The 25123-nt window shown below is 65.2% G+C and carries 24 protein-coding genes; 13 read left to right on the top strand and 11 right to left on the bottom strand.

Going from position 1 to position 25123, the window contains the following annotated elements; all coding sequences use genetic code 11:
- Window positions 1-783: 783 nt before the first annotated feature.
- Window positions 784-2094, top strand: coding sequence for a M23 family metallopeptidase (locus tag DBZ32_RS14055; RefSeq protein WP_162906756.1), 1311 nt, complete (start codon window positions 784-786; stop codon window positions 2092-2094).
- Between the two features lie 228 nt (window positions 2095-2322).
- Here the strand turns inward: DBZ32_RS14055 and DBZ32_RS14050 are convergent, their stop codons facing one another.
- The 3 genes from DBZ32_RS14050 to DBZ32_RS14040 all read right to left on the bottom strand — a co-directional run bounded on the left by DBZ32_RS14050 (window position 2323) and on the right by DBZ32_RS14040 (window position 5598).
- Window positions 2323-3678, bottom strand: a complete 1356-nt coding sequence (locus DBZ32_RS14050) for a TldD/PmbA family protein (protein ID WP_119167730.1) — start codon at window positions 3676-3678, stop codon at window positions 2323-2325.
- Window positions 3679-3840: 162 nt separating this feature from the next.
- Window positions 3841-5256, bottom strand: a complete 1416-nt coding sequence (locus DBZ32_RS14045; protein WP_119167729.1) for a M20 family metallopeptidase — start codon at window positions 5254-5256, stop codon at window positions 3841-3843.
- Window positions 5257-5385: 129 nt separating this feature from the next.
- Complete coding sequence (locus DBZ32_RS14040; RefSeq protein WP_119167728.1) at window positions 5386-5598, bottom strand: hypothetical protein; 213 nt, start codon at window positions 5596-5598, stop codon at window positions 5386-5388.
- Between the two features lie 70 nt (window positions 5599-5668).
- Here DBZ32_RS14040 and DBZ32_RS14035 point away from each other — a divergent pair, with 70 nt between their 5' ends.
- Entirely contained in the window at window positions 5669-6019 is a 351-nt protein-coding gene (locus tag DBZ32_RS14035) for a hypothetical protein (protein WP_119167727.1), read from the top strand.
- Window positions 6016-7473, top strand: coding sequence for a methyl-accepting chemotaxis protein (locus tag DBZ32_RS14030; protein WP_119167726.1), 1458 nt, complete (start codon window positions 6016-6018; stop codon window positions 7471-7473). The genes DBZ32_RS14035 and DBZ32_RS14030 overlap by 4 nt, the downstream gene beginning before the upstream one ends.
- 58 nt (window positions 7474-7531) lie before the next feature.
- Here the strand turns inward: DBZ32_RS14030 and DBZ32_RS14025 are convergent, their stop codons facing one another.
- Window positions 7532-7927, bottom strand: a complete 396-nt coding sequence (locus tag DBZ32_RS14025) for a DUF4870 family protein (RefSeq protein WP_208539221.1) — start codon at window positions 7925-7927, stop codon at window positions 7532-7534.
- Between the two features lie 52 nt (window positions 7928-7979).
- The gene (locus tag DBZ32_RS14020) at window positions 7980-9494 is read right to left on the bottom strand and encodes a UbiD family decarboxylase (protein WP_119167725.1); all 1515 of its coding nucleotides are present in this window, start codon (window positions 9492-9494) and stop codon (window positions 7980-7982) included.
- A gap of 331 nt (window positions 9495-9825) precedes the next feature.
- On the opposite strand from DBZ32_RS14020, the gene DBZ32_RS14015 reads away from it, so the two are divergent.
- The 3 genes from DBZ32_RS14015 (at window position 9826) to DBZ32_RS14005 (ending at window position 11394) form a co-directional block, all read left to right on the top strand.
- Window positions 9826-10149: a hypothetical protein gene (locus tag DBZ32_RS14015; RefSeq protein ID WP_119167724.1), complete on the top strand. Its 324-nt coding sequence runs from the start codon at window positions 9826-9828 to the stop codon at window positions 10147-10149.
- A gap of 195 nt (window positions 10150-10344) precedes the next feature.
- Window positions 10345-10557 (top strand): DUF4170 domain-containing protein, encoded by a 213-nt coding sequence (locus tag DBZ32_RS14010; RefSeq protein ID WP_119167723.1) that lies wholly within the window; start codon window positions 10345-10347, stop codon window positions 10555-10557.
- A gap of 75 nt (window positions 10558-10632) precedes the next feature.
- Window positions 10633-11394, top strand: coding sequence for a hypothetical protein (locus DBZ32_RS14005; RefSeq protein WP_119167722.1), 762 nt, complete (start codon window positions 10633-10635; stop codon window positions 11392-11394).
- 25 nt (window positions 11395-11419) lie between these two features.
- Here DBZ32_RS14005 and DBZ32_RS14000 read toward each other — a convergent pair whose 3' ends face one another.
- Both DBZ32_RS14000 and ubiA read right to left on the bottom strand, forming a co-directional pair.
- A complete protein-coding gene (locus DBZ32_RS14000; RefSeq protein ID WP_119167721.1) occupies window positions 11420-11908 on the bottom strand; it encodes a PAS domain-containing protein in 489 nt (162 codons plus the stop codon).
- Window positions 11909-12176: 268 nt separating this feature from the next.
- Entirely contained in the window at window positions 12177-13109 is a 933-nt protein-coding gene (ubiA, locus tag DBZ32_RS13995) for a 4-hydroxybenzoate octaprenyltransferase (protein WP_119167720.1), read from the bottom strand.
- A gap of 139 nt (window positions 13110-13248) precedes the next feature.
- Between ubiA and DBZ32_RS13990 the strand changes: the two genes are divergently transcribed.
- The 4 genes from DBZ32_RS13990 (at window position 13249) to DBZ32_RS13975 (ending at window position 16397) form a co-directional block, all read left to right on the top strand.
- Window positions 13249-14028 (top strand): 16S rRNA (uracil(1498)-N(3))-methyltransferase, encoded by a 780-nt coding sequence (locus DBZ32_RS13990; protein ID WP_119167719.1) that lies wholly within the window; start codon window positions 13249-13251, stop codon window positions 14026-14028.
- Between the two features lie 130 nt (window positions 14029-14158).
- Entirely contained in the window at window positions 14159-15541 is a 1383-nt protein-coding gene (locus DBZ32_RS13985; RefSeq protein WP_119167718.1) for a glutamate--cysteine ligase, read from the top strand.
- 31 nt (window positions 15542-15572) lie between these two features.
- Window positions 15573-15785 carry a hypothetical protein gene (locus DBZ32_RS13980; RefSeq protein ID WP_119167717.1) on the top strand — a complete coding sequence of 71 codons (213 nt, stop codon included), beginning with the start codon at window positions 15573-15575 and terminating at the stop codon, window positions 15783-15785.
- A 216-nt stretch (window positions 15786-16001) separates the two neighbouring features.
- The gene (locus DBZ32_RS13975; RefSeq protein ID WP_119167716.1) at window positions 16002-16397 is read left to right on the top strand and encodes a RidA family protein; all 396 of its coding nucleotides are present in this window, start codon (window positions 16002-16004) and stop codon (window positions 16395-16397) included.
- Window positions 16398-16421: 24 nt separating this feature from the next.
- Here DBZ32_RS13975 and DBZ32_RS13970 read toward each other — a convergent pair whose 3' ends face one another.
- Together DBZ32_RS13970 and DBZ32_RS13965 are read right to left on the bottom strand one after the other, a co-directional pair.
- Window positions 16422-17276, bottom strand: a complete 855-nt coding sequence (locus DBZ32_RS13970) for a DUF547 domain-containing protein (RefSeq protein WP_119167831.1) — start codon at window positions 17274-17276, stop codon at window positions 16422-16424.
- 5 nt (window positions 17277-17281) lie between these two features.
- A complete protein-coding gene (locus tag DBZ32_RS13965; protein ID WP_162906755.1) occupies window positions 17282-18148 on the bottom strand; it encodes a DUF547 domain-containing protein in 867 nt (288 codons plus the stop codon).
- Between the two features lie 374 nt (window positions 18149-18522).
- On the opposite strand from DBZ32_RS13965, the gene clpB reads away from it, so the two are divergent.
- Window positions 18523-21117 carry an ATP-dependent chaperone ClpB gene (gene clpB, locus DBZ32_RS13960; RefSeq protein WP_119167714.1) on the top strand — a complete coding sequence of 865 codons (2595 nt, stop codon included), beginning with the start codon at window positions 18523-18525 and terminating at the stop codon, window positions 21115-21117.
- A 37-nt stretch (window positions 21118-21154) separates the two neighbouring features.
- Here clpB and DBZ32_RS13955 read toward each other — a convergent pair whose 3' ends face one another.
- Together DBZ32_RS13955 and DBZ32_RS13950 are read right to left on the bottom strand one after the other, a co-directional pair.
- On the bottom strand, window positions 21155-22012 hold the full coding sequence (locus tag DBZ32_RS13955) for a glutathione S-transferase family protein (protein WP_119167713.1): 858 nt from the start codon (window positions 22010-22012) through the stop codon (window positions 21155-21157).
- A gap of 9 nt (window positions 22013-22021) precedes the next feature.
- A complete protein-coding gene (locus DBZ32_RS13950; RefSeq protein ID WP_119167712.1) occupies window positions 22022-23008 on the bottom strand; it encodes a diacylglycerol/lipid kinase family protein in 987 nt (328 codons plus the stop codon).
- Between the two features lie 204 nt (window positions 23009-23212).
- On the opposite strand from DBZ32_RS13950, the gene DBZ32_RS13945 reads away from it, so the two are divergent.
- Both DBZ32_RS13945 and DBZ32_RS13940 read left to right on the top strand, forming a co-directional pair.
- On the top strand, window positions 23213-24061 hold the full coding sequence (locus tag DBZ32_RS13945; RefSeq protein ID WP_407923497.1) for a UDP-2,3-diacylglucosamine diphosphatase: 849 nt from the start codon (window positions 23213-23215) through the stop codon (window positions 24059-24061).
- Window positions 24061-25083, top strand: coding sequence for a glycosyltransferase family 4 protein (locus tag DBZ32_RS13940; protein ID WP_119167710.1), 1023 nt, complete (start codon window positions 24061-24063; stop codon window positions 25081-25083). Before DBZ32_RS13945 ends, DBZ32_RS13940 begins: the two co-directional genes overlap by 1 nt.
- Window positions 25084-25123 lie beyond the last annotated feature (40 nt).

The raw sequence follows: 25123 nt of genomic DNA, 5'->3' as shown, positions 1-25123 counted from the left end.
ATACCAACAATGTCAATCAGCGCGATCCTGAGGGCCCGTTTCCAGGACCCTGAGACCGAAAGCAGCGCGGCGGGAGATGTCCCTCCGACGCGCTGCGGAGCGGTGGTATAGGCAGATCCCCGCAGACTGTCAAACCCTTTTGTTGCATCTTTCTTGCGGTCGGAACCGGGTCGAGCGGAAATCACATACCGCTTTGATTTCAATAGAAATTTTCAGCAACACCCAGGCGTCCGCGACAAATCGAACGCCAGCTCGGCGCGCCGCCTGGATCGCGCCTTGCACCGCTCGTCCGACCGCCTGCGCCTCAACCGTCGGCTGCGCTCCCTGCTTCCGGGCTTCTTCCCTTCGGCAACGCCGCCGCAGCGGACCGGGCCAGCGCCTTAGACGCGGCCCGAGCGGCACCTCAATAGTATAGCGTTAACCCTAATCGTTGACAGATTCGGAGTACTTACGCATGTTCGTCCACTAAACAATTTACCCGAGTCGCGCCCAATCTTGGGCACCCCCGTTCGGCGCCTTTGCGAGGCTCGGTCCGAACGCTGCGGGAACTGCGGCTGCTTCTGCGATGTAAGGCAAAGGCCTGTTTACAAACAGCTTAGGGTTAACGCGATAGCAAGGATCGCGGCGTAAGTGAAAACGGTCACACTGTCGCCCACAGGGGCCAAGGGAGGAATTTTGAGCCATCCTCGTTCTCGTCGCCATTTCGGCGCCGTCGTCGCTACCGTCGCCTTGGCCGCTGGCGTACTGACCCTCCTCCCCCTGACTTCACCCAATTCATCAGTCGTGTCGCCGCCAGCGCCGGACCTGGACGCGGAGCTTGCGCCCACGGCGCAGGCCATGCTCGTGAGCGCCTACCATTTGCGCCTGCACGACGAGCTGCCGGCCCAGACGGGTGAAGCCCGTACGACGGAAACCGAATTGAAGGTCGAACGCGGCGACACGCTGATGGGCCTGTTGATCGGCGCCGGCGCCCAGCGCACGCAGGCTTACGAGGCCATCGAGGCTCTGTCTGAAGTCTTCAGCCCTCGCAAACTGCGGGTGGGCCAGCAGATTGCCGTGACCTTCGGAACTCCGGTCCGCGCCGCGAACGGCGCGAACATGACGCTGATACCGGCGGCCGCCACGGAGACCGCAAGGGACGGGGCAACGGCGCAGTTGCCGCTGCTGTCAATACGCTTCCGTCCCTCCGTCGAGCAGGACATCGAAGTGGTGCGCGACCGGGAGGACACGACGTTCGTCGCGCGGGCGATCGAACGTCAGCTCGCGTCCGAACCGCGCTACGCTGAAGGCGAAATCGATTCTTCCCTGTTCGAAGCCGCGCTGGCCGCCGACGTCCCGCACGACGTGCTGGTCGACGCCATGCGCACCTTCAGCTTCGACGTCGACTTTCAACGCGATATCCAGAAGGGCGATTCCTTCCGGCTGCTGTTCGACGGCTTCCGCGACGAGACGGGCGCCTTCGTCAAGTCGGGCGACATCCTCTTCGCCGAACTGGTGCTGTCGGGCAAGCCGGTGCGGCTCTACCTGCACACACCCGGCAGCGGCGTCACCGACTACTTCAACGAAGAAGGCCAGTCGGTGCGCAAGACCCTGCTGCGCACGCCGGTCGACGGTGCCCGCCTGTCGTCCGGCTTCGGCATGCGCCGCCATCCGGTGCTCGGCTACAACAGGATGCACAAGGGCCTGGACTTCGCCGCCCCAACCGGCACGCCGATCTATGCGGCCGGCGACGGTGTGGTGGAGAAGGCCGCGCGCTGGGGCGCCTACGGCAATTACGTTCGGATCCGCCACAACTCGACCTATAAGACGGCCTACGCTCACCTTTCCAAATTCGGAAAGGGCGTGTCTGCGGGTACGCGCGTCAAGCAGGGTCAGGTGATCGGCTACGTCGGATCGACCGGTCGCTCGACCGGTCCGCACCTGCACTACGAGGTCCTGGTCGAGGGGGCTCAGGTGAACCCACGGAGCATCAAGCTGCCCAGCGGCGAGGTTCTGAAGGGCGACGAACTCGCCGCCTTCCAGGCCGAGAGGAAGCGCGTTGACCACTTGATGGCGACGCTGAGGACAGCGCCTCAGATTGCGAAGGGCGACTAGCCGCTCTCCCTCAGTCGCGCAAAAACAGCGATCCTGACCGAAACGGCACGGAGCCGACGAGGCCTCGTGCCGTTTTGCGTCGGTACGGCGATTGGGGTTCAATCGCGCTTCTAAAGAACCACGAAGCGATTCACCGATCGCCGAGACCTCGCTTCATCTGTTCGATCATGGCCATACCGAGAGCAATTGCCGGAACCACGAAAAGATTCCGGCCGATCGCTCTTCGATCTAATTCCCGGCGACGGTGGTGCCATCGATGCGCAGGGTCGGCGCGTCGACCGAAGTACGGAAGACCAAGTCGTCGGCCGGCGTAATCTGGGCGAACATCTCCTTGAGGTTGCCGGCGATGGTCGCCTCGCTGACCGGATAGGCCAACTCGCCCCCCTCGATCCAGAAACCGGCGGCGCCGCGGCTGTAATCGCCGGTCACCGGGTTGACGCCCTGCCCCATCATCTCCGTGACATAGAAGCCTTCCTGGATGTCCTCGAGCAGCGCCTCGCGGCTGACCTTGCCCGGCGCCATGTAGAGATTGGTGACCGCTGGCGATGGCGGACCCGACACGCCGCGCGACGCATGGCCGGTCGACTCCAGACCGAGCTGCCGCGCCGTCGCGAGGTCGAGCAGCCAGGTGGTCAACACGCCGTCGTCGATCAATCGGCGCTGCGTCGTGGGAAGTCCCTCGGCATCGAAGGGGCGCGAGCGCAGACCCCGGCTGCGGTGAGGATCGTCGAACACCACGATGCCCTCGGCAAAGATCCGTTCGCCGAGCTTATCCTTCAGGAAGGAGGTGCCACGAGCCACCGCGGCGCCGTTGATCGCCCCGGCCAAGCTGCGCAGCAGTCCGCCGGAAACGCGCGGGTCGAAGACCACGGGATAGCGTCCCGTTTTCGGACGGCGCGGATTGAGCCGTTTGACCGCCCGCTCGCCGGCGCGCCGACCGACCTCGGCCGGATCCTCCAGGTCGGCGCCGAAGACCGTCGTGGAGTAGTCGTAGTCCCCCTCCATCTTCAGTCCTTCGCCGGCCAGAACCGAACAGCTCACCGCATGGTTGGAGCCGGCATAGCTGCCGGAAAAGCCGTTGGAGGCGACCAGGGTGGCCCTGTTGGACCCCCAGGCCGCAGCGGCCCCGTCGGAATTGGTCACCCCGGAAATCGCCAGAGCGGCCTCCTCGCACAGGCGGGCGCGTTCGATCAGAGTGTCGGGCGAAGGTTCTTCAGGATCCAGCAAATCCAGCTCCGGGCGCGCCTCGGCCAGTTGCTCCGGGGCCGCCAGGCCGCAGTAGGGGTCCTCGGGCACCACCTTCGCCATGGAGACCGCGCGCTCGACCAGGGCCCGCAGCGCGTCCGCCCCGATGTCCGTCGTGGAGACCATGGCCTGACGCCGGCCGATCAGAACGCGCAAGCCAAGGTCCTGGCCTTCGGCGCGCTGCAGCCGGTCGGTCTCGCCGTGGCGGAGTTCCTGCGAGAGCGACCAGCCGCGCACGAGAATCGCATCGGCCGCATCGGCGCCCTGCGCCTTGGCTTTGGCGACCACATCCTCCAGCAGCGTACGATCGGTGTCGGCGTGGGTGTCCGTGGCGGTCATGAAATCTCCTGATCCAGAAAGGCGGGTCACGCGGGATATAGGCGCGGAGGGCCAAGCCGTCAGGCCCGCCGAACCTCCGAAGGCAATCGGAGGGCCGTGCCTTCAGAGGCCGCCAATGGCCTTGCCTTTTAATGGCGGCCGACGGCCGCTGTGGAATTTACGTTAAAGGCGGCCAACGGCCGCCGTGGGATTCTCGCCGATATCCCACCATAGCCCGGTCATGATCTGCAGCCCCTCGCGACAGACCGGAGCGAGCACATGCTCGTCGGGAGCGTGCTGCTGACAGCCTGCGTAGGAGTGCGGCACCCAGACGGTGGGCATGCCGAGAATCTCGCTGAATGCGTCGTTCGGGATGGTACCGCCCAGATTGGGCAGCAGCATCGGCGGATGGCCCAGCGTGCGATCCAGCGAGGCGGCGGCAAAGGCGACGCTCGGATGATCGCTGTCCAGCCGCGTCGCCGGCATGGGGGTCGCCTCGGCCGGCTCGACCGTACAGTCGTCGAAGCCTTCCGCCTTCAAGTGCCGCTGCACCGCCGGCACGATGTCGCGCCAGTCGGTGCCGACGACGAAGCGAAGCTGACAGGTGGCGACCGCCTCGCCGGGGATCGCATTGACCGGCGCCGTCGGATCGCCGGTGCCGAAGGCGAGAATCTCCAGAGCATTCCAGCCGTAGAGCCGTTCGACCGGGGTCAAGCCCGGCTCGCCCCAGCCGGCATCGATCTCCGGCGCGTTGTCGCCGCCGTCGAACTCCAGCTTGCCGAGGTCGGAGCGCAGCTTGTTGGACAGGGGGGCCGGGCGCAGGTCCGGTACCTTTATCTCACCCCGCGGGCCCACGACGGCCGCCAGCGCATGAGCGAGCCGAACGCCAGGATTGGTCAAGACGCCGCCCCAGTTGCCGCTGTGATGCGCGCCGTCGCGGGAGTGCAGCCTGATCCGGAAGTTGAAGACGCCGCGCGACCCCATGTAGAGCGTCGCCGCTTCGGGCTTCAGCCGTGGTCCGTCGGAGGCAACCAGCAGGTCGGCCGCAAGCCGGTCCTTCTCGGCCCGGCAGAACTCGCGCAACCCCGGCGAGCCAACCTCCTCGCCGGTCTCCAGCAGCACCTTGACGTTGAAGCCAAGCCGGCCGCGGGTGGACAGCACGAAACCCAGAGCCGCGATGTTGATGCAGTGCTGCGCCTTGTTGTCGGCCGTGCCGCGCCCGTACCAACGCTCGTCCTCGGTCACCAGCGCCCAGGGGTCGAGGCCGTCTCGCCAACTTCCCTCCTGACCGCGAACCACGTCGGCATGCCCATAGGTCAGAACGGTCGGAAGATCGGGATCTTCGATCCGCTCAGCCACCAGGAAGGGCACGCCCTCGATCACCGGATTGTCGTGCAGGCTGCAGCGAAACCCCATGCGTTCCAGCTCGGGCGTCATCTCTTCTGCCAGGTAGCGCCGCAAGTGGGCGCGCTTGTCGACCTCCTGGCTCGTGCTGGGAACGGCGACCCGGCGTGCCAGAACGGCCCGAAAGCGGCCGTCGTCAAAGTAAGCTTCCGCAGCCTCGACGGCGGCGGAACGGTCTTGGGTGGAGGCATCCATGACGCTGAACGGTTCCCTTGATGATGGCGTGATGATCGTAGCGCGGTCGTCTTGCTTCGCGCAGCGGCGCGCGGCGGTCAAGCACCAGAGGCTCCACCTGGAGGTTTCCGGTCTCTGCAGGAAGGCCCTTCATCCGGTGGGAGACACGAAACGCGCGATCCAGAGGCCCGGCAGAAGGTGCGCCCTGATGGTGCGCCAACCCACCGCCAGCAGCGCGCCATCGGCACTGCGCAAGACCGTCGCCAAGTCGAGCCGCGCGCCGGCTCCGAGACGCTGGACTTCGCCGGGAAAACCCTCGGTAGCGAGACCGCGATTGCTACCGGGAGCCGTATGTCGGCGCACAACTTTTACGAATGCTTAGCACATCTCAATCTAGTGTGAGGCTCGTTGCGAAGACTTGAAAGCCCTCTTCATGTCGATAGCTCTTGCAGACAACCGGCAGGCTGAGAAGGCTGGCCTGCGGCTGGCAGCCGCGCTCATTTTACTATCCGCTCTGGCGTTGCTGACTCTGTCCCTGCGGCAACCGCAGCCGGAGATGGAGGTCGCGCTGATCTTCGCGCCGGGAACAAGCCAAGACGCGGCCTTGATCGCGGTCGCGGAAGCGAACGGACGCACGGTACGGCCCGGCGCCTGGTCCAACATCCTGGTGGCCGTCTTCCCCAAGGAACTCGCCTGGAACGAACTCTGGGAGATGGGCGCCCTGGTGGCCGTCGATCCTCTGGCTTTCGGAGCTTGCCTGATTTCGGACGGAGCTGACGCATGAACGCGCTGATCTCTCTACGCCTGCAAGTCGCAAAGGCCATGTTGGCCGCCTTATGGCTGCATGTGCTGACCGTCGCCGCGATCGCGATCATGGCGCAGCACGACTGGCTGGCGCCGACCGGGGTCGCGGTTCTCTTCGCCGGCATTGCAACGGTCCTGTGGCGGCTGGATCCTCAGGCCCCGGCCTTTCGCTACGCCACGGCCGTCGCCTTCGTGGTGCAGATTGCCCTGATGATCTATGAACTGCGCGGCCATCCCTGGCAGATCGACCTGCATATGTACTTCTTTGCGGCCCTTGCCATGATGGCGGCCTTCTGCGACTGGCGAACGATTCTGGTTGCGGCGACGGCAACGGCCGTGCACCACCTGACTCTCAACTTCGTCATGCCGGCCGCGGTCTTTCCGGACGGCGCGGACCTCGGCCGCGTCATCTTGCACGCCGTCATCGTCGTGGTGGAGACAGGTGTCCTGCTCTGGCTCACCCACAGGCTGGTTGCGGCCTTCGCGAACTCCGAGGAGGCCGTGACCCAGGCTCGCGCGGCGGAAGCCGAGGCGCAGCGGCTCGGCCAGGCCCAGCAGGAGACGGAACGGCACGCCACCCAGGAGCGCAAGCGGACCCTGACCGAGCTCGCGGACCGCTTCGAGGCCAGTGTCGCCCAAGTCGTCGAAACGGCAGCCGGCAGCGTGGATCGGATGCGCGGTCAAGCCGAGGGGCTCAGCGATATCTCTCAGCGCTCGGCGGGAGCTGTAGCGGGTGCCAGCGAGCGCGCCGGCCAGGCGACCGAGAACGCCCAGACCGTGGCGGCGGCCTCCGAGGAGATGTCGGCCTCGATTGGAGAGATTTCCAAGCAGGTCAGCCACGCCCAGGGGATCAGCCAGGCCGCCGTCCAACGGGCGGAAACCACCGATCAGACCGTCCAGAGCCTGGCTCAGGCGGCGCAGAAGATCGGCGAAGTGACCAATCTGATTTCCGACATCGCGGAGCAGACCAATCTGCTGGCCCTCAATGCCACGATCGAGGCCGCCCGTGCGGGTGAGGCCGGCAAGGGGTTCGCGGTGGTCGCCTCCGAGGTCAAGAATCTCGCCAGTCAGACGGCCAAGGCGACGGAAGAGATCGCCAATCAGATCGGCAATATGCAGTCCGTAACCGGCGAAGCGGTCCAGGCGATCGGCGGCATCCGGCAGACCATCGGCGAACTGGCCGAGGTGGCGACCGCGATTTCCGCCGCCGTCGAAGAACAGACCGCCGCGATTGGAGAGATCAGCAGCAACACCACCAATGCGGCGGAGGCGACGCGCGCGGTATCCGATGAAATGTCCAACGTCCGGACCTCGACCGACGAGACACGCTCGACGGCCGGCGAAGTCTCCAACGCGACCAAGGACCTATCCCGCGAAATCGACGGCTTGAAGCAGGAGGTCGCCAACTTTCTGGATCAGGTGCGGGCGGCCTGAGGCGCATGTCCGTGAGGCGGATCGGGATCGTTCGGAACCGATCCGCTCCAGCCATGCACTACCAGAGCCAGGTTTCCGGATTGGGGTAAGGTTCGTTCCGGCTGACGGCCTGAATGCCTTTGACGCAGCGGACGATCAGCCAGACCCACAGGAAGAGTAGCAGCAGCCACCCGATGATCACGATGGCCAACAGCGCGCCAACGAGGCAGCCGAGCAGAAAGATCCAGAAGGTTCGCACCTGGAAGCGGAAGTGGCTCTCCAGCCAGCCCGACGACTTGCCGCGATTCACATAGGCGACCACCACGCCGATCAGAAGCGTGATGCCGGAGACGAGAGCGCCAAGATAGAGCGCATAGACCACCACGGCGGGGGTCGTCGATTCATCGGAATGGCCCTGCGCGGGCAGGACGGAGTTGCCGTCTCGATCCGGCTCCTCGGGTGCAGTTTCGCTCATATCGAACCCCACGGCTTTTCTGCGCGGTCCCGACCATCGGGCCGGGATCGGGCTACTTCCAGATCGCCCTGCCCGAACCCGGCAAGCCCAGGTCGGGCCAGAGACGGTCGACGCGATCTATGACGTCCTGGTCCATGCGGATCACGTCGCCCCAGTCGCGCTTCGTTTCCGGCGGCCACTTGTCGGTGGCGTCGAGACCGATCTTGGAGCCCAAGCCGGAGTCTGGGCTTGCGAAGTCGAGATAGTCGATTGGCGTGTTCTCGAGGATCGTAGCGTCCCGCGCGGGGTCCATCTTGGTCGAGATCGCCCACATCACATCCTTCCAGTCGCGGGCGTCCACGTCGTCGTCCACCACGATCAGCCACTTGGTGTACATGAACTGCCGCAGATAACTCCAGGCGCCGAGCATGACCCGCTTGGCATGGCCGGGGTAGGCCTTTTTCATGGAGATCACGGCGATACGGTAGCTGCAGCCCTCGGGCGGCAGCCAGAAATCGCGGATCTCCGGAAACTGCTGCCGCAGCAGCGGTATGAAGACCTCGTTGAGCGCTTCGCCCAGAACCGAAGGCTCGTCCGGCGGACGGCCGGTGAAGGTGGAGAGGTAGATCGGCTTCTCGCGGCGCGTGATGGCGGTGACGGTGAAGACGGGAAAGGGTTCCACGGCGTTGTAGTAGCCGGTGTGGTCTCCGTAGGGACCCTCGTCGCCGTAGTCCTCCAGACTGACGTAGCCTTCGATCACGATCTCGGCCTCGGCCGGAACCTTGAGCGGCACTGTCTTGCAATCGACCAGCTCGACCCGCCGGCCGCGCAGCAGCCCTGCAAACTGATACTCGCTGAGGGTATCGGGGACCGGAGTCACGGCGGCCAGAATCGTGCCGGGATCGGCCCCCAACACGGCCGCGGCCGGCAGCGGCTCGCTCTTGGTCTTCTTCCAGCGCGCGTGATGCTGCGCCCCGCCACGGTGCTTCAGCCAGCGCATCAGCGTGGTGTTCCGGCCGGTCACCTGCATGCGGTAGATGCCGAGATTGAAGGCGTCGGCCTTGTCCCCCTTCGGATTGGGACCCTGGGTGACCACCAGCGGCCAGGTGATCAAAGGCGCCGGCTCGCCCGGCCAGCAGGTCTGCACCGGCAGGTCGCTCAAGTCGATCTCGTCGCCCTGCAGCACGACCTCCTGACAGGGCGCGCGACCGACCGTCTTGGGCTTCATCGCCACGACGGTCTTCAGCAGGGGCAGCATGTTCCAGGCCTCGCGAAAGCCGCCGGGCGGCTCGGGCTGGCGCAGAAAGGCCAGCGTCTCGCCGACCTCGCGCAGCTGCGCCGGCTCGCGCTCCATGCCCCAGGCGACCCGCTCCACCGTACCGAAGAGATTGACCAGAACGGGCATGTCCCAGCGGCGACCCCGGCCGTTGTCCACCGTCTCGAACAGCACCGCCGGTCCGCCCTCCGCCAGCAGGCGCGTTTGAATCTCGGTCATCTCCAGAACGGGAGAGACCGGATGCTTGACGCGCAGCAGCCGGCCACGACTCTCAAGCTGCTCCATGAACTCACGCAACGACCTGTAGGGCATGCCCCGTTTCTCTCCCCGAACTTCGACCCGCGAGCGCTTCAGATAAGGGCAAGATGACCGCGCCGCAGCCGAGCGGCAATGCGACGTGGAATAAAATCCGATCGAGATCGTTGTCTGGGCATGACGCTCTTCATCACATCCAGTGCGAAAGGATCCGCCAAAGCGAAGATACCCGGCACAGACCTTTCAACACGTCGCGGCAACCGTCCTCCTCCACCCGACGTGTTCGGACGGCGGGGCTCCCCCTCCCGGCCCGCCGTCCACGGTCTTGCAAGAGGCCGGCCCGCCCTCCACATCGATTCGTGACCTCGGCAACCTTGGCGTTTCTGCTGTGTATTCGCGTGACGACGAAGCCCCCGTTCCGGCACCGCAGGACATTCTGGTGCGCGAAGTCGCCGGCCCGATTCAACACCGCAGCCGAATCGCTTTCTGCTTCTCCGAGACCGGCTGGGAGCTCCTCGTCTCCAACTCCGGTCACGAGACCATCCTGCGCGGCCGCGACAAGCGCGACTTCGCATTCGGCGGCTGGGCGGACCTCAAAACCGGACGGATCTGGGCGGCCAACGGCACGATCAAGAACGTGCCGAAGCGCTGGCGCGCCACGGTCGCCGGAGCGTTGGAGAACCATTTCCGTCAGTTTTTTCGATGGCACTAGGTCGGCCTGCGCTTCGAGAGAGGCTCCAGGCCCCGGCCATCCCCCGCAGCTCCTGAAACGCCAAATCGCCCAGTCGGGCTTTGGAAAGTTTTAGGGCATTCCGGATTAGACGTTGCAGGTCAGGATGATGTCTACTAGGTGCAAGACCTAAGCTTTTAGTCATCCGCCTTGCTTAGACGAAGGTGCGAAACAGCCATGCAACAGTATTGGGTCGTCGGCGGCGAGTATCGCGACACGAAGTTCCAAAAGCCGATGTGCGGCGCCGAAGAGTGGATCGGTCCCTTCCAAAGCTATCAGGACGCGAAGCAGGAATGGTCCCGGCGCGCCTGGCAGACGGTGGACGACGCCCACACGCGCTACCGCATCGAGCAGGGCGATCCCGATCTACCGCCGCCCTGCACGGACTGACGTCGTCGCGGCTGGCCGGATCCGACGGCCGCTCCGATAGCGGGGCGCCGGCGGTCTGCGTCCGCGGAGCCTTCGATGCCCTTTGAACTCCCCCGCGATGCCGTGGCCCGTCTGGCCTTGGCCAAAAGCTACCCTTTCGAAGCGCCAGACGGCTGCTTCCTTTGGCGTGCCACCGGCCTCGCACCTACCCTGCATCCCATTTCCGAGGCCGACTTCAGCGGACGGACGCCCGTGCTCGCGCACGGCTCCAATCGGGCGCCGATGCAGTTGGCGCGAAAGTTCGCCGGTCAGCCCGGGCTGGAATCCGATATCCCCGTCACGGCGGGCTGGCTACAGGAGTCGGACGTGGTCTACTCGGCCCATGTCACGCGCTACGGAGCCATCGCCTCGACGCTTCGGTCGGTGCCTGGGTGTCGGGTCAGGATCGCAATCACCTGGCTGACCGAAGGTCAGCTCGGGCGCATGCATGAAACCGAAGGCCTGAACTACCGCTACGGCTGCCTGGCCCGGCGTTTCGAGGCGGACAGCGGACCACGGCGATCCCTCGACAGCCTCCCGACCTATCTCAGCGACCACGGAAGCCTGACCCGCGGCGACGGCGCGCCGCTCGGCCTCGCCGCCGTTCGGGCCGAGGGTCGGCGGCACGAGGCGATCTCCCAAACCACGGCGCTGGCCTTGGTGCGTGACACTCACAGGCCGGCCGAAGACCTGGACAGCCATATTCTGTCCAACATCGACGACGGCGTACGTCGCAGCAGGCTCATCGCGAGCCTACGCGCCTCGGCACTGGCCGCCGATCTCACGGATTTCGAGCCCCTCTCGTCCCAAGGCGACTGACGGACCGACCCGGAACCGACGCGGGCTATCGGAGGATCTTACGGTCGTTGCTGTCGAAGAAGACGGCGAATCCCAGAATACGGTCGACTTGCCGTGCCTCGCCGAAGGGCAAGAGGACCCGCTCGTAGCGGACTTGCCCCCCGTTCGCGCGCCAGGTCATGGACCCGGAATGGTAGACCGGCGCCGCCCGCGACAGACAGGATTCGTAGTCCTCCAGAAGATCCGGTCGCTGGGTCGCTGGAATCAGCTCCGTGAGCTTCTTGCCCGTGATCTCGAAGCCGTAAAGATCGCGATAACTCGTACCGGCGAGACGGAGGTACATCTCGTCGATGGTGGAGCCGTCGATGATGAAGACGCGCGACAGAAAAGGCTTCAGCTCGAGAGGATCGATCGTTCCCGATTTCGGCAAGCTTGAGGGGCCGCGCAACTGATCCCAATGCGCAACGATCGCACTGATCTCTTCGTCAGAGCGGGGCGGGACTTGCGTATCCAAACGTAGCGGGGCGATATCCATCTTTACGCGCCTAAGAGGCGGACAGGCCGCAGATTCCTTAGTGACTATAGATGATTTGCTAAGAAAGCGCGAAATTTCCCAGCGTAATCAACTTTTGCGGTATTTTCCGACCCATCAGACGACCGAAATGCGAAAGCGATTGTCCTCGAACGCTCGATTCGCCCTCACCAGGTAGGTCGCCGGTCGGTTTAAACGTAAATACGGCAAATAGCTACGCCCCGAGACGGGCGGGGCGCTCACCCGACCGCAGAAGCGAAGTTGGGGCGATCTACAGCGGTCCGGCCAGAAGAATACCGGCGAGAAACAGCGCACCCGCATCGCGGTTGGACTTGAAGCGCACCAGGCAATTGCGGGGATCGTCTATATCCAAAGTGACGATCTGCCAGACGAAATGGCCCGCCATCGCGGCAACGCCCAGGAAATACGGCCAGGCGGCCTCGGCGCTCCATCCTGCGACGATCAGAAGCAGGACTGCGACGGCATAAAAACCGGCAAGCCAGGGTCGGCTTTCGTTGCCCAGCCGCAAGGCGGAAGACCTGACGCCGATCAGGGCATCGTCCTCCTTGTCCTGATGGGCGTAGATCGTGTCGTAGCCGAGCGTCCAGAAAAAGCCGGCCACGTAGAGCAACAGCGCCGGCCAGGCGATCGAGCCAGTCACGGCCGCCCAGCCCATCAGAGCCCCCCAGTTGAAGGTCAGGCCCAGCCAAGCCTGCGGCCAGTAGGTGATGCGCTTCATCAGCGGGTAGGGAAAGACCAGCAGCAGGGAGGCCAGGCCCAGGAGAATCGCAGTCTGCGAGAGCTGCAGCAGAATGGCGAGTCCCAGTCCCAGCAGCACGGCGAGAAAGACAAGCGCCTGCAGCACCGAGATCTGGCCGCTGGCGATGGGGCGGCTGGCCGTCCGCGCCACCTTGGCATCGATCCTGCGGTCGAGCAGGTCGTTGACCGTACAGCCGGCCGCGCGCATCACGAGGGCGCCGAGACCGAAGAGCAGCAGCAGAGGAAGGTCGAGTGCCTGGTCCTGCCAAGCCGTCGCCAAAGCAATCGACCACCAGCAGGGCCAAAGCAGCAGCCAGGTCCCGATCGGCCGGTCGGCCCGCGCCAGCCGCAGGTAGGGCCGCCAGGCCTCGGGCGCATGGCGGTCGACCCAGGAGTCCCGGGGAATGTCACTGCGTTTGGCGGTTGTTTGCTGCGATCCGGCCATGGCCTAACCTTGGACGTCTGTGGTCGCAGACACAATGAAAGACAGACCGAAAGACACGGCCCGAGAGTAACGGCTGCGGATCTGGAAGACCGATTGTGATCGAGCCATGCGATCCCAACAACGCGAAACGAGAGAAACGATGGTACGAGATAAGGTGGCCACGCGCCTGTATGTCGAAGACGACCTGGCGAACGGTCAGATCATCGGCCTCGATCAAGGCCGCGCGCACTTCCTACGCACCGTTCTGCGGCTGAAGGCCGGCGCCCGCGTTGCGCTGTTCAACGGGCGCCACGGCGAATGGTCGGCGGTCCTGGAGGGTCTCGGGAAAGGCTGGGCCTCGCTGGCCATCGGCGACCAGCGCCGGGTCCAGGTCGCCGAACCCGATCTCTGGCTGGTCTTCGCGCCGATCAAGCGCGGGCGGATCGACTTTCTGATCGAGAAGGCGACCGAGCTCGGCTGCTCCGAACTGCACCCGGCGATGACCCGCTTCACCGCCATGGATCGGGTCAACACCGACAGGCTGGCCGCCAACGCCCGGGAAGCGGCGGAGCAGTGCGAACGCCTGTCAGTGCCGCAGGTGCGAACGCCGCACGACCTCGACAAGCTGATCGCAGCCTGGCCGGCAGAGCGCCACCTGCTGGTCTGCGCGGAGCGCCGCGACGCAGCCCCGATTGCGGACTCGCTCGCCGACGCGCGGACCGCGGGGCTCGTCGAGCAGCCCTGGGCCGTTCTGATCGGCCCGGAGGGCGGCTTTGCCGATCACGAATTCGCGGCGCTCTCGCGTTTGCCGCGCGCACGTTTCGTTGGACTCGGTCCGCGCATTCTGCGCGCCGACACCGCCGGCATCGCCGCCTTGACCTGCTGGCAAGCCTGGCTCGGCGACTGGCGGCACCATCCCGAGGTCCGAAGCGATCTTTGACCGGAGCGCAAAGGTGAGCGGTCGTATCTCCGCTTGACCCCTCCATCGGCATGGCTTCTTGTGCCCGGAGGGAGAGGTCGGGGCATCGGCCGGAGTCGGCGAAAAGCCGGAATCAGCAAAAAGGACGAACATGTCCGCACCGCCGCAGGAGAAGGGTGCGCCGATCGAGTGCAAGGCGCAGCTTGTCGAATACTTGGAAGCCGGCTGCAAGGCGGCGGACGATTGGCGCATCGGGACGGAACACGAGAAGTTCGCCTTCGATCAGCAGACCCTAAAGCCTCTGCCCTACGAAGATCCGACCGGCGGCGCGAAGTCGATTCGCCGTATTCTCGAGGCGCTGGCCGAGCGTTTCGGCTGGTCTGCGATCGCGGAGAACGGCAAGCCGATCGCGCTGACCAAGAACGGCTGCAACATCACGCTGGAGCCCGGCGGGCAGGTCGAGCTCTCCGGCGCGCCGCTGGAGACGATCCACCAGACCTGCGACGAGGTGCATACCCACCTCCATCAGGTGAAGGAGATCTGCGGACCGGTCGGCGTCGGCATGATCGGCCTGGGTTTCGCCCCGACCTGGACGCGGGCGGACATGCCCTGGATGCCCAAGAACCGCTACGAGATCATGAAGTCCTACATGCCGAAGCGCGGCAAGCTCGGGCTCGACATGATGCTGCGCAGCTGCACGGTTCAGACCAATCTGGATTTCGCCTCGGAATCCGACATGGTGCGCAAATTCCGGGTCTCGCTCGCCCTGCAACCCGTCGCCACCGCCCTCTTCGCCAATTCACCCTTCGTCGAAGGCCGGCCGAGCGGCTTCCTGAGCTATCGCAGCCATATCTGGACCGACACCGATCCCGACCGGACCGGCGTGCCGCAGTTCGTTTTCGAAGACGGCATGAGCTTCGAGCGCTACGTCGACTACGCGCTCGACGTGCCGATGTACTTCGTCTACCGCGAGGGTCGCTATCTCGACGCCTCGGGCCAGTCCTTCCGCGACTTTATGGCCGGCCGTCTGCCGGCCCTGCCCGGTGAGACGCCCTCCGAGAGCGATTGGGCCGACCATCTGACCACCCTGTTCCCAGAAGTGCGGCTCAAGCGGTTCCTGGAGATGCGCGGGGCCGACGGCGGCCCGTGGAAGCGGCTTTGCGCCCTTCCCGCGCTTTGGGTGGGTTTGCTCTACGACGCGGACTCCCTGACGGCCGCCGAGGAGTTGATTGCCGGCTGGACGGCTGAGGACCATCAGCGCCTGCGCGACGAGGTGCCGCGCTTGGGCCTCGCCACCGAGGCTCCGGGAGGCGGCGTGCTACGGGATCTGGCCCAGCGCATGCTGGACGCGTCGGCGCAGGGCCTGAAATCCAGAGAGCGGCTCGATTCGGCAGGCGAGAGCGAGGTTCACTTCCTCAACACGCTGCGAGAGATCGTCGAATCGGGCCTGAGCCCCGCGGAACGCAAGCTCGAAACCTACCGCGGCCGCTGGAACGGAGACCTCGCCCCGCTGTTCCGAGAGTTCGAGTATTGACCGCGGAAACAAGCCCTTTTGGGGGACTGGAATGAGCCCCGAGGACAAGGACTGGCTGAAGGAGTGGCTGCCGAAGGTCGGAGTCGTGGCCTATCTGCTCTGCATTCTGGCCTTCATCGGGTCCCACGTTCGGCCCGGCTCGCCCGACAGCCTGCTCTTCGCCCTCAAGATGGGCGTGGCACCGGCGCTGCTCGGTACTCTAATCGTGATCGCCCTGATGTATCTCTGGCGCCGCCGCAGCTGAGCGGTCCGCGACGTCCTGGTGACGGTCGGGGTGCGGCGAACCATGAAAAGAGCCGCGGTTGGGGGCCGCGGCTCTTCGGGTAACGTTCGCTCTCGACGTGAGAACTAACCTCTTGGGGAAGGGCTAGTCGGAAAAGGTTAATCCCTGAAATCTTAACGAGACCTTAACGCTGCGAAGAAAGCAGAATCTTTTTCGCGTGACAGGCAGGAGCCTCCAATGGTCGAGACCCTTCATCCTTGCTACAGCCCGACGGGCGCGCCGAAGCCCTTTTCCACCTACAGCCCGATGGTCGAAATTTCGGCCGGGCGGCGCAGCTTTCACGTCTCGGGTCAGGTCGGCGTTCGGCTCGACGGCAGCCTGCCGAACAGCGGCGAAGACCAGATGCGACAGGCCTGGGTGAACCTGCTGGCTGTACTGGAGGGCGCCGGACTCGGCCCCCAGCACCTGGTGAAGGTGGTCGGCTACATCACCAGACCCGAGTTGACGCCTGCGTTCCGAAAAACCCGGGACGAACTGCTGGCGGGCGCCCGGCCCGCCTCCACGCTGGTGGGCGTGCCCTTCCTTGCCCAACCCGACTGGCAGGTCGAGATCGAGGCGGTTGCGGCGATCTGAACGCGCCGAGTCCGCCGCCGGCATTTAACCGGTCGCCGAGATCGGGGCGTTTAGCGTCCAGTCGTAGCGGTGATCGAAAATGCCGGTGACTCCGGCCAGACGGCCCGCCAGTTCGGGCTCCGCATAGTCGCGCAGGTGCGCGATCACACCTGCCTCGCTGTCGCCGAAATCTTCGCGGAACCAGCGGTAAATGCTGGAGACGACCAGACCGCCGTTGGAAAAGGCGGCGCCGCGCGGATGATTGACGAAAGCACGGGCCGCCGCGTCGAGGGTCGCACGGGCGGTCGCGGCCCGGAAGGCCCGCGGCTGAAGGTTCGGGCAGCCGAGCGCGGCGCAGTTCACCGCGTAGTGGATCAGCGGATCCCGATTCCAGATCGGCCGCAGAATGCGGTGTTCGATATCGTCAAGGGAGAGCGCAGTGGCCTCCACCTCGATCAGCTTTGCGCCCCAGGGACCGGAGCTGAACAGTCCGGGCGAGATATCGATGTCGCGGATCGAGTCCACCGGATAGTGCGCCAGCACGGTCTCGACGGTCAGCGCATTGTAAAGATTGACCCAGTAGGCGAACTGCTCAGGACGATCCAACTGGGACACCGCTTCGCTCGCCAAGTCATCCAGGTATCGCCTGAGCGCGCCCCGATCCTCGGCCGTGACCGCCGCGTAAGCCACACGCACGATCCCGTCGCCATCGGAACGAGCATAGCGCGCCAGAAGTGCGTCCCAGGCAGCGTGATCGACTTGCCGATCGGCGCCAGAGACGTGCGGCAACCAGCGTGGCCAGAGATCCGAGGCCGGCGCGGCGGCGGCCGGCGGCGCGGTTCCGATACCAACAGCGGCCGCGCAAGCGAAACCGAGAAATCCCCGGCGCGTGACGGTCATGGCGGTCATCCCTGGAGTGGAGCGTAGTCGTTGAGGCGCCAGTCGTAATCGTGACTGGCCCAATCGTCCAATTCGGTCAGCAAGGCGGCGCGCGCACCCCTGGCGTAGCGGCGCAGATGCTCCAGCACGGCGCTGCGGCCATACCCGAAGTCGCGACCGTACCAGACATAGATGCTTGAGACCCGCAGACCGTTGAAGCGCATCTGCAGGCTGCGCGGATGATTCACGAAGGCCGTCGCGGCGGACTCCAGCTGATCCTCGAGCCGCCGGGCGTCCAACGCGTCCGCTGCGAGATGGGGACACCCTATCGCCGCACAGTTCAGCACGTAGTGCAGGCGGGGATCGCGCCAGATCGGCCGCAGAATGCGGTGCTCGATGTCATTCAGGGAAACGGCCCGGTGTTCGACCGTCACCAGCTTTTCCGCCCAGGGTCCACCGGTGAAGAACGCTCCCGACAGATCGACGTCGCGGACCGAGGCGACCGGATAGACCTTGAGGACCTGCTGCAGCACCAGTGCATTGTAGAGATTGACCCAGTAGGCCAGTTGCTCGCTGCGCGGATACTGGGTGATCGGCACGTCGCTCAGCCGGGCGACATAGCCGTCGAGCGCGGCGCGGTCGCCGGGTGTCACGGCACCATAGTGGAACAGGCTGTCGACACCGCCGGTGATCGGCTGCGTTTTCAGATAGATCTGGAGCAGGCGGCCGAAGTCCCCGTGGTCGATCCGCGCCAAAGTGCGTGGATCGTAATAGTTCCAGTGCTCCCAGAGCTCGGGATTGGGCGCCGCTTGGACTGTTTGAGGGAACGCGGCCAGCGGACCGGCCAGGGTCATTCCGGTGAGCAGGGAGCGACGGGTGATCGAGGCAGGCATCCTGCGAAAGCCTCCGGTTGGGAAACGGCAAGACTGGCAGCAAGGCTGCAGCGACATCCCTCGCCCAATGCGTTTCGGTTGACGCGTCCATACTTTGAGGTGGGGCGGCCAGTGCCTCATACCCAGACACCTTTTCGTGACGCGACCGCCTTACGTGCCGGTCTGGTCCGAGGGATCTCCAACCCTTGTGTCATTTCCGCAACACACCATATCCGTCAGGAAACCGGAGATGCGCGTGACGCACATCAAAGGTCCCTCCGGGAGGCGCCGCTAATCTTAGGGCCTCTTGGGGTCTGACGGAGAGCGAGAGACTATCGAACGGCATCGTCGATCGCGGGCTCAACATGAGCCGTGAACGGAGAGGGCAGAAGAGAATGGACTTCGAGAAGTATACCGACCGCTCGCGCGGTTTCGTTCAGGCCGCGCAGACACTGGCGCTGCGCAGCAACCATCAGCGCCTGACGCCGGAGCACCTTTTGAAGGTGTTGCTGGACGACAAGGAAGGCTTGGCCGCCAACCTGATCCGCGCCGCCGGGGGCGACCCCAAGCAAGCGCTGACCGCGACCGAAGCGGAGTTGAACAAGCTGCCGCAGGTGGAGGGCGGCGGAGCCGGACAGGTCTATCTGGCGCCTGAACTGGCCCGTCTGTTCGAGCAAGCCGAGCAGATCGCCGAGAAGGCGGGCGATTCCTACGTTACCGCCGAGCGCCTGTTGCTGGCGCTCGCCATGGCAAGCGGAAGCGCCGCCGCCAAGGCCTTGGGGGACGCCGGTGTATCGCCGCAGTCGCTCAATCAGGCGATCGAGCAGGTCCGCAAGGGCCGCACCGCCGACAGCGCCAGCGCGGAGGAGGGCTATGACGCCCTCAAGAAGTACGCCCGCGACCTGACCGAAGCGGCCCGCGAAGGCAAGCTCGACCCGGTCATCGGCCGCGACGAGGAAATTCGCCGCACCATTCAGGTGCTTTCGCGCCGTACCAAGAACAATCCGGTACTGATCGGTGAGCCGGGCGTCGGCAAGACCGCCATCATCGAGGGCCTGGCACAGCGCATCGTCAACGGCGACGTACCGGAGACCCTGCGCAACAAGAAGCTGATGGCCCTGGACCTCGGCGCCATGGTGGCCGGCGCGAAGTTCCGCGGAGAGTTCGAGGAGCGCCTGAAGGCCGTGCTGCAGGAGATCGCGGCGGCGGAAGGCGAGATCGTCGTCTTCATCGACGAGATGCACACCCTGGTCGGGGCCGGCAAGGCCGAGGGCGCGATGGACGCCTCCAACATGCTGAAGCCGGCGCTGGCGCGCGGCGACCTGCACTGCGTCGGCGCGACCACTCTGGACGAATACCGCAAGCATGTGGAGAAGGACGCCGCGCTGGCCCGCCGGTTCCAGCCGGTCTTCGTCTCCGAGCCGACGGTGGAGGACACCATCTCCATCCTGCGCGGTCTGAAGGAGAAGTACGAGCTGCACCATGCCGTCCGGATCACCGACAGCGCCATCGTCTCGGCCGCGACCCTCTCGAACCGCTACATCACCGACCGCTTCCTGCCGGACAAGGCCATCGACCTGATCGACGAGGCCTCCAGCCGCTTGCGCATGGAGGTCGACTCCAAACCGGAAGAGATCGACGAGCTGGATCGCCGTATCGTTCAGCTCAAGATCGAGCAGGCCGCGCTGAACAAGGAGTCCGACCAAGCCTCGAAGGATCGTCTGGAAAAGCTGGAGCAGGAGCTGGCCGACCAGGAGCAGCGCTCCGCTGAACTGACGGCGCAGTGGCAGGCCGAAAAAGACAAGCTGGCCGACGCACAGAAGATCAAGGAACGGCTCGACCAGGCGCGCGGCGAGATGGAGATCGCCCAGCGCGAAGGCCGCCTGGACCGCGCGGCCGAACTGCACTACGGCGTGATTCCCGATCTTGAACAACGCTTGACCGAGGCCGAGCAGGCGCAGGAAAGCCATATGCTCAACGAGCAGGTCAGCGACGAACAGGTCGCAGCCGTGGTTTCACGTTGGACCGGCGTACCGGTCGACAAGATGCTTGAGGGCGAGCGCGAGAAGCTGCTGCGTATGGAAGAGGTGCTACGCCGCCGGGTAATCGGCCAGGAGGAGGCCGTGGCGGCCGTCTCGCAGGCCGTTCGCCGCGCCCGCGCCGGACTGCAGGACCCGAACCGGCCGATCGGCTCCTTCCTCTTCCTCGGACCCACCGGCGTCGGCAAGACCGAACTGACCAAGGCTCTCGCGGCCTTCCTGTTCGACGACGAGCAGGCCATGGTCCGCCTCGACATGTCGGAGTACATGGAGAAACACGCGGTCGCGCGCATGATCGGCGCGCCGCCGGGCTACGTCGGCTACGAGGAAGGCGGAGCCCTGACCGAAGCGGTGCGCCGCCGGCCCTACCAGGTGATCCTCTTCGACGAGGTCGAGAAGGCCCATCCGGATGTCTTCAACGTGCTGCTGCAGGTGCTCGACGACGGCCGCCTGACCGACGGCCAGGGCCGCACCGTAGACTTCCGCAACACCTTGATCGTGATGACCTCCAACCTCGGCTCCGAAGTTCTGGCTGACCTGGAGCCGGGTCACGACAGCGACGAAGTGCGCGAACAGGTGATGGCGGTGGTGCGCAGCGCCTTCCGGCCGGAGTTCCTCAATCGGCTGGACGACACGCTGCTGTTCCACCGGCTGACGCGCGAGCAGATGACCGGGATCGTCGATATCCAGCTCGGCCGGCTGGAGACGTTGCTGGCCGACCGCAAGATCGAGCTACGGCTCGACGAGGCGGCCAAGCGCTGGCTGGGTGATACCGGCTACGACCCGGTCTATGGGGCCCGCCCGCTGAAGCGGGTGATCCAGCGCGAGCTGCAGAACCCGCTGTCGGAGTTGATCCTGGCGGGCAGAATCGCCGACGGCCAGACGGTGACCGTCAGCGCCAGCCCGCTCGGCCTGATCATCGACGGCGCACCGGCCAAAGCGGCGGAGTAACGGGTCGAAGACGCGGTCCGGCGCCTCCTCTCCATCTCTAGGCGTAAGCCTTCCAGAGCAAGACGCCGGCGACAGCCAGGGCAGAGGCGAAGACCAAGCGGAGAAAGCCGGACCAGCGGCTGCGCAGAGCGATCCAGGCGATGTCGCGAGGCGAAAGGCGACTCCGCACGCCGGCTTGAGTCAGGCTCGGGCGGACTTGCAGCCGCGCCCAATAGGCTGCCAGGCCAGGACGCCGGCCCTCTGCCCAAAGGCGACCGTGACCGAGCAGTGCAAGGCGCGCCAGCAAGACCGCCCAGAAGACATCCGCCAGGGTGAAGTGTTCGCCCGTCAGAAACGGGCGATGGGCGAGCGCCGCTTCGGCGCGGTCGAGGGTCACCTCCAGTTGACGCTCGACCGCAACGATGCGGTCGGGACTCGAGAGATCCCGGGCCAAACGATCGATCTCGATTGCCTTTGCGTTGTAAAGACCCGCCAAGTCCGGATTGACCGCCGCCCGGTCCTCGAGGCGATGGAACTGCCGCCGCAGGTGGCGCAAGGCCAGGCGCGGAAAGCGCGCCGCGGTCAGCAGCGCAACCGGCAGTCGGTCGACCAGATCGATCCAGGCCTGCGCCTCGCCGCGATGGTCGAGCAGCGGGCCGTCGAAGGCCCCGTCCAGATAGCGGCAGATCGCCTCCGTGCCCGTCACCACACGCTCTCGATCGCACAGAACCGGTAGCTCCATCGCCGGGTTGAGCTTGACGAACCAAGGGTCGAAGGCCTCGAGTCCCGGGCCGATATCGACCGTCGTCCGGCGCCAGGACAGGCCTTTCTCGACAAGGCAGAGCCGCACGATCTGACACATGAAGGACAGCGGATGGTTGTAGAGCTGAAGAATCTTCGCGGCACGCCGAACCATTCGGAGACCCTAACGTCGGCTTGACGGAAAGACCAGATTGAGGGCATCCGGCAAGACGCGGACTTCGGCGGGCAGAGCGGCGACGATGTCACCGTCGCCCTGAACCGGATCCTCGACCGGACCCTGGATACGGATCTGGCGGCCGGTCACGATCCGAAAATCCGAAAGACGGGGCAACAGCCCCAAGGCCAGAGCCGCCGCATACTTCAGCGCCGCTGCACGGCCCGGCGTATCGAACAGGCAGACTTCCAGCGTGCCACTCTGCAACTGCGCTTCCGGCGCCATGACGAAGCGGCCACCGTAGTATCTGGCGTTGGCCACCACGGCCGAAGCCACCGTCTCTTCGACACCGTCGATGCGGACGTTGTAGCTGGGAAAGTCGAAACGGCCGATCTGGCGCATCGTCTGGTAGATGTAGGCGCCCTTGCCGAGCCGGCGCTTCATGCCCTTGCTGACCTGCGCGACGACGTGGGCGTCGAAACCGACCCCGGCCATCAGCGTGAAGCGTCGGCCGTTGGCTTCGCCCAGCGTCACCGGATGCACCGGGCCTTCGAGGATCGCGCGGGCCACCTTGGCGCTGGAGGTCGAAAGACCGATTTCCAGGGCCAGCACGTTGGCCGTACCCAGCGGAAGTAGCGCCAGCGGTGTGGTCGCGCCGCCGGCGCGGTTCTGCCCCAGGCCGTTGATCGCCTCGTTGATCGTTCCGTCGCCGCCGGCTACGACAAGACGGTCGCAGGCACCGCGCTCCAGCTCCGCCGCAAAGGCCTCGGCGTCGCCGCGACGGCCCGTCGGGCGCTCGTCCACCTCGACGCCGGCCTGCAACAGACGATCCAGCACAGCGTGGTACTTCTGCCGTTTCGCCCCTCCGGCAGTGGGATTGAAAATCACCTGAACGCGGCGGATCGCGGCGGTATGAGGTAAGGCTTGTCCGCTGTCCCGCCCCTCGCTGCCAAGTTTAGAAGCTCTATCGATCACTGTCGCGCCAAGTATTGACATTTATTTGGATCTCTATCGTTTGGCGCAGTTTAAGACATTTCAATTGAGTTACCGTCGCGTGAATTTTCATGGAAGATGTTGCGTAGCAATGGACGGCTTCGTCCATATATTGATATACGCCCTGGAACAGCAATAGGAATTCCGCGCGCGCCGTTAAAGCAGACAACGGCCGACTCGACAAGACGAGGGCTCGTGATGCACGGAATGGTCGATCAAAAACGCTATAGAGCGATTTTCATTTCTGACATTCATTTGGGTACGCGCGGATGTCAGGCAGAATACCTGCTCGATTTTCTGCGTTGCACGGAGTCCGAATACCTCTTCCTCGTCGGCGACATATTCGACGGCTGGCGTCTGAAGCGGACCTGGTACTGGCCTCAGGCGCACAACGACGTGGTGCAGAAACTGCTGCGCAAGGCGCGCAAGGGCACCAAGGTCATCTATCTGGCCGGCAATCACGACGAAGCTCTGCGCAACTACACCGGCGCGCACTTCGGCGGCGTCGAGGTCTGCAACGACCACATCCACGAAACCGCGGACGGCAAGAAGATGCTGGTCATCCACGGCGACGCCTTCGACGGCGTGGTCAAGTACGCCAAGTGGCTCGCCCTTCTGGGCGACTGGGCCTACAACTGGATGCTCTGGCTGAACACTTGGTTCAACCGCCTCCGCCGGATGCTGGGCTTCGGCTACTGGTCACTCTCGGCCTATCTGAAGAAGCGGGTCAAGAACGCCGTCCAGTTCATCGACAACTATGAACAGGCGGTGACGGAAGAGGCGCGCCGCCGTGGCGTCGACGGCGTGATCTGCGGCCACATCCACCACGCCGAAAAGCGAGACATCGACGGCATCCTCTACGTCAACGACGGCGATTGGGTGGAGAGTTGCACCGCCTGCGTCGAGCACGAGGACGGTCGGCTGGAGATCGTCCATTGGGTGGAGGAGCGCAACCTTTCCCTGCTCCCGCAGCAAGACGAGCTGGCGCTGCTGGCGCCGCCGGACGCCGCCCAGGAGCTCGGCCGGGAGCGCGACCGGAAGGTCGCCGCAGCCTGATGCGCATCGCACTGGTCAGCGACGCCTGGTTCCCGCAAGTCAACGGCGTGGTCCGGACCCTCAGCCGCGTGCGCGAGGAGGTCTTGGCCCTGGGTCACGAGGTCGAGGTGATCTCCCCCGACCTCTTCCGGACTTTCCCCTGCCCGACCTATCCGGAGATTCGCCTGGCGGTGCTGCCGGCCCGCAAGGTCGGCGCCAGGCTCGATGCCTACCGGCCCGAGGCGATTCACATCGCCACCGAGGGCCCGCTCGGCTGGGCGGCCCGCAGCTATTGTCTGCGACGGCCTGTGCGCTTCACCACCAGCTACCATACCCGCTTTCCCGAGTACCTCTCGGCACGCCTGCCCGTCCCGACCTCCTGGGGCTACGCCGCGATGCGCCGCTTCCACGGTGCCTCCAGCGGCATCATGGTCGCGACTGCGGGACTGAAGCAGGAACTGGAACAGCGCGGCTTCGGCAACGTCCGGCAATGGTCGCGCGGCGTCGATACCGATCTCTTCCGTCCGCGCGAGGATCCGGCGCTGGACCTGCCCAAGCCGGTCTACCTCTACGTGGGTCGAGTTGCCGTCGAAAAAAATATCGAAGCCTTCCTGAAACTCGACCTGCCGGTCGGCACCAAAGTGGTGGTGGGCGACGGTCCGATGCTGTCGGAGCTCCAGCGCCGCTACCCCGACACGCTATTCACCGGCGTCAAGCACGGGGACGAGTTGGCGCGCCACTACGCCAGCGCCGACGTCTTCGTCTTCCCGAGCAAAACCGACACCTTCGGCGTGGTGCTGTTGGAAGCGGCCGCGACCGGCCTGCCGATTGCCGCTTTCCCCGTTCCCGGCCCGCTCGACGTCGTCGACGGTCATGGCATCGGCGTACTGGACGACAACTTGCCTTACGCCATCGAACGGGCGCTTGCGATCCCGCCGGAACGCTGCCGCAGCCACGCTCTCAAATTCTCCTGGAAGGCCTGCGCCGAGCAGTTCCTGCAAAACCTGCAGCCCTTCGGCGAAGAAACGGCGGAAGCTGCCTAGCTCAGGTTCGAGGCCCGCCCGGCCTCTGATGCCTGCGGTG

Source organism: Algihabitans albus (genome assembly GCF_003572205.1).
Taxonomy (GTDB): Bacteria; Pseudomonadota; Alphaproteobacteria; order Kiloniellales; family DSM-21159; genus Algihabitans; species Algihabitans albus.
Note: the sequence above shows the minus strand (reverse complement) of the source record. Positions and strands in the feature narration are given on the sequence as shown.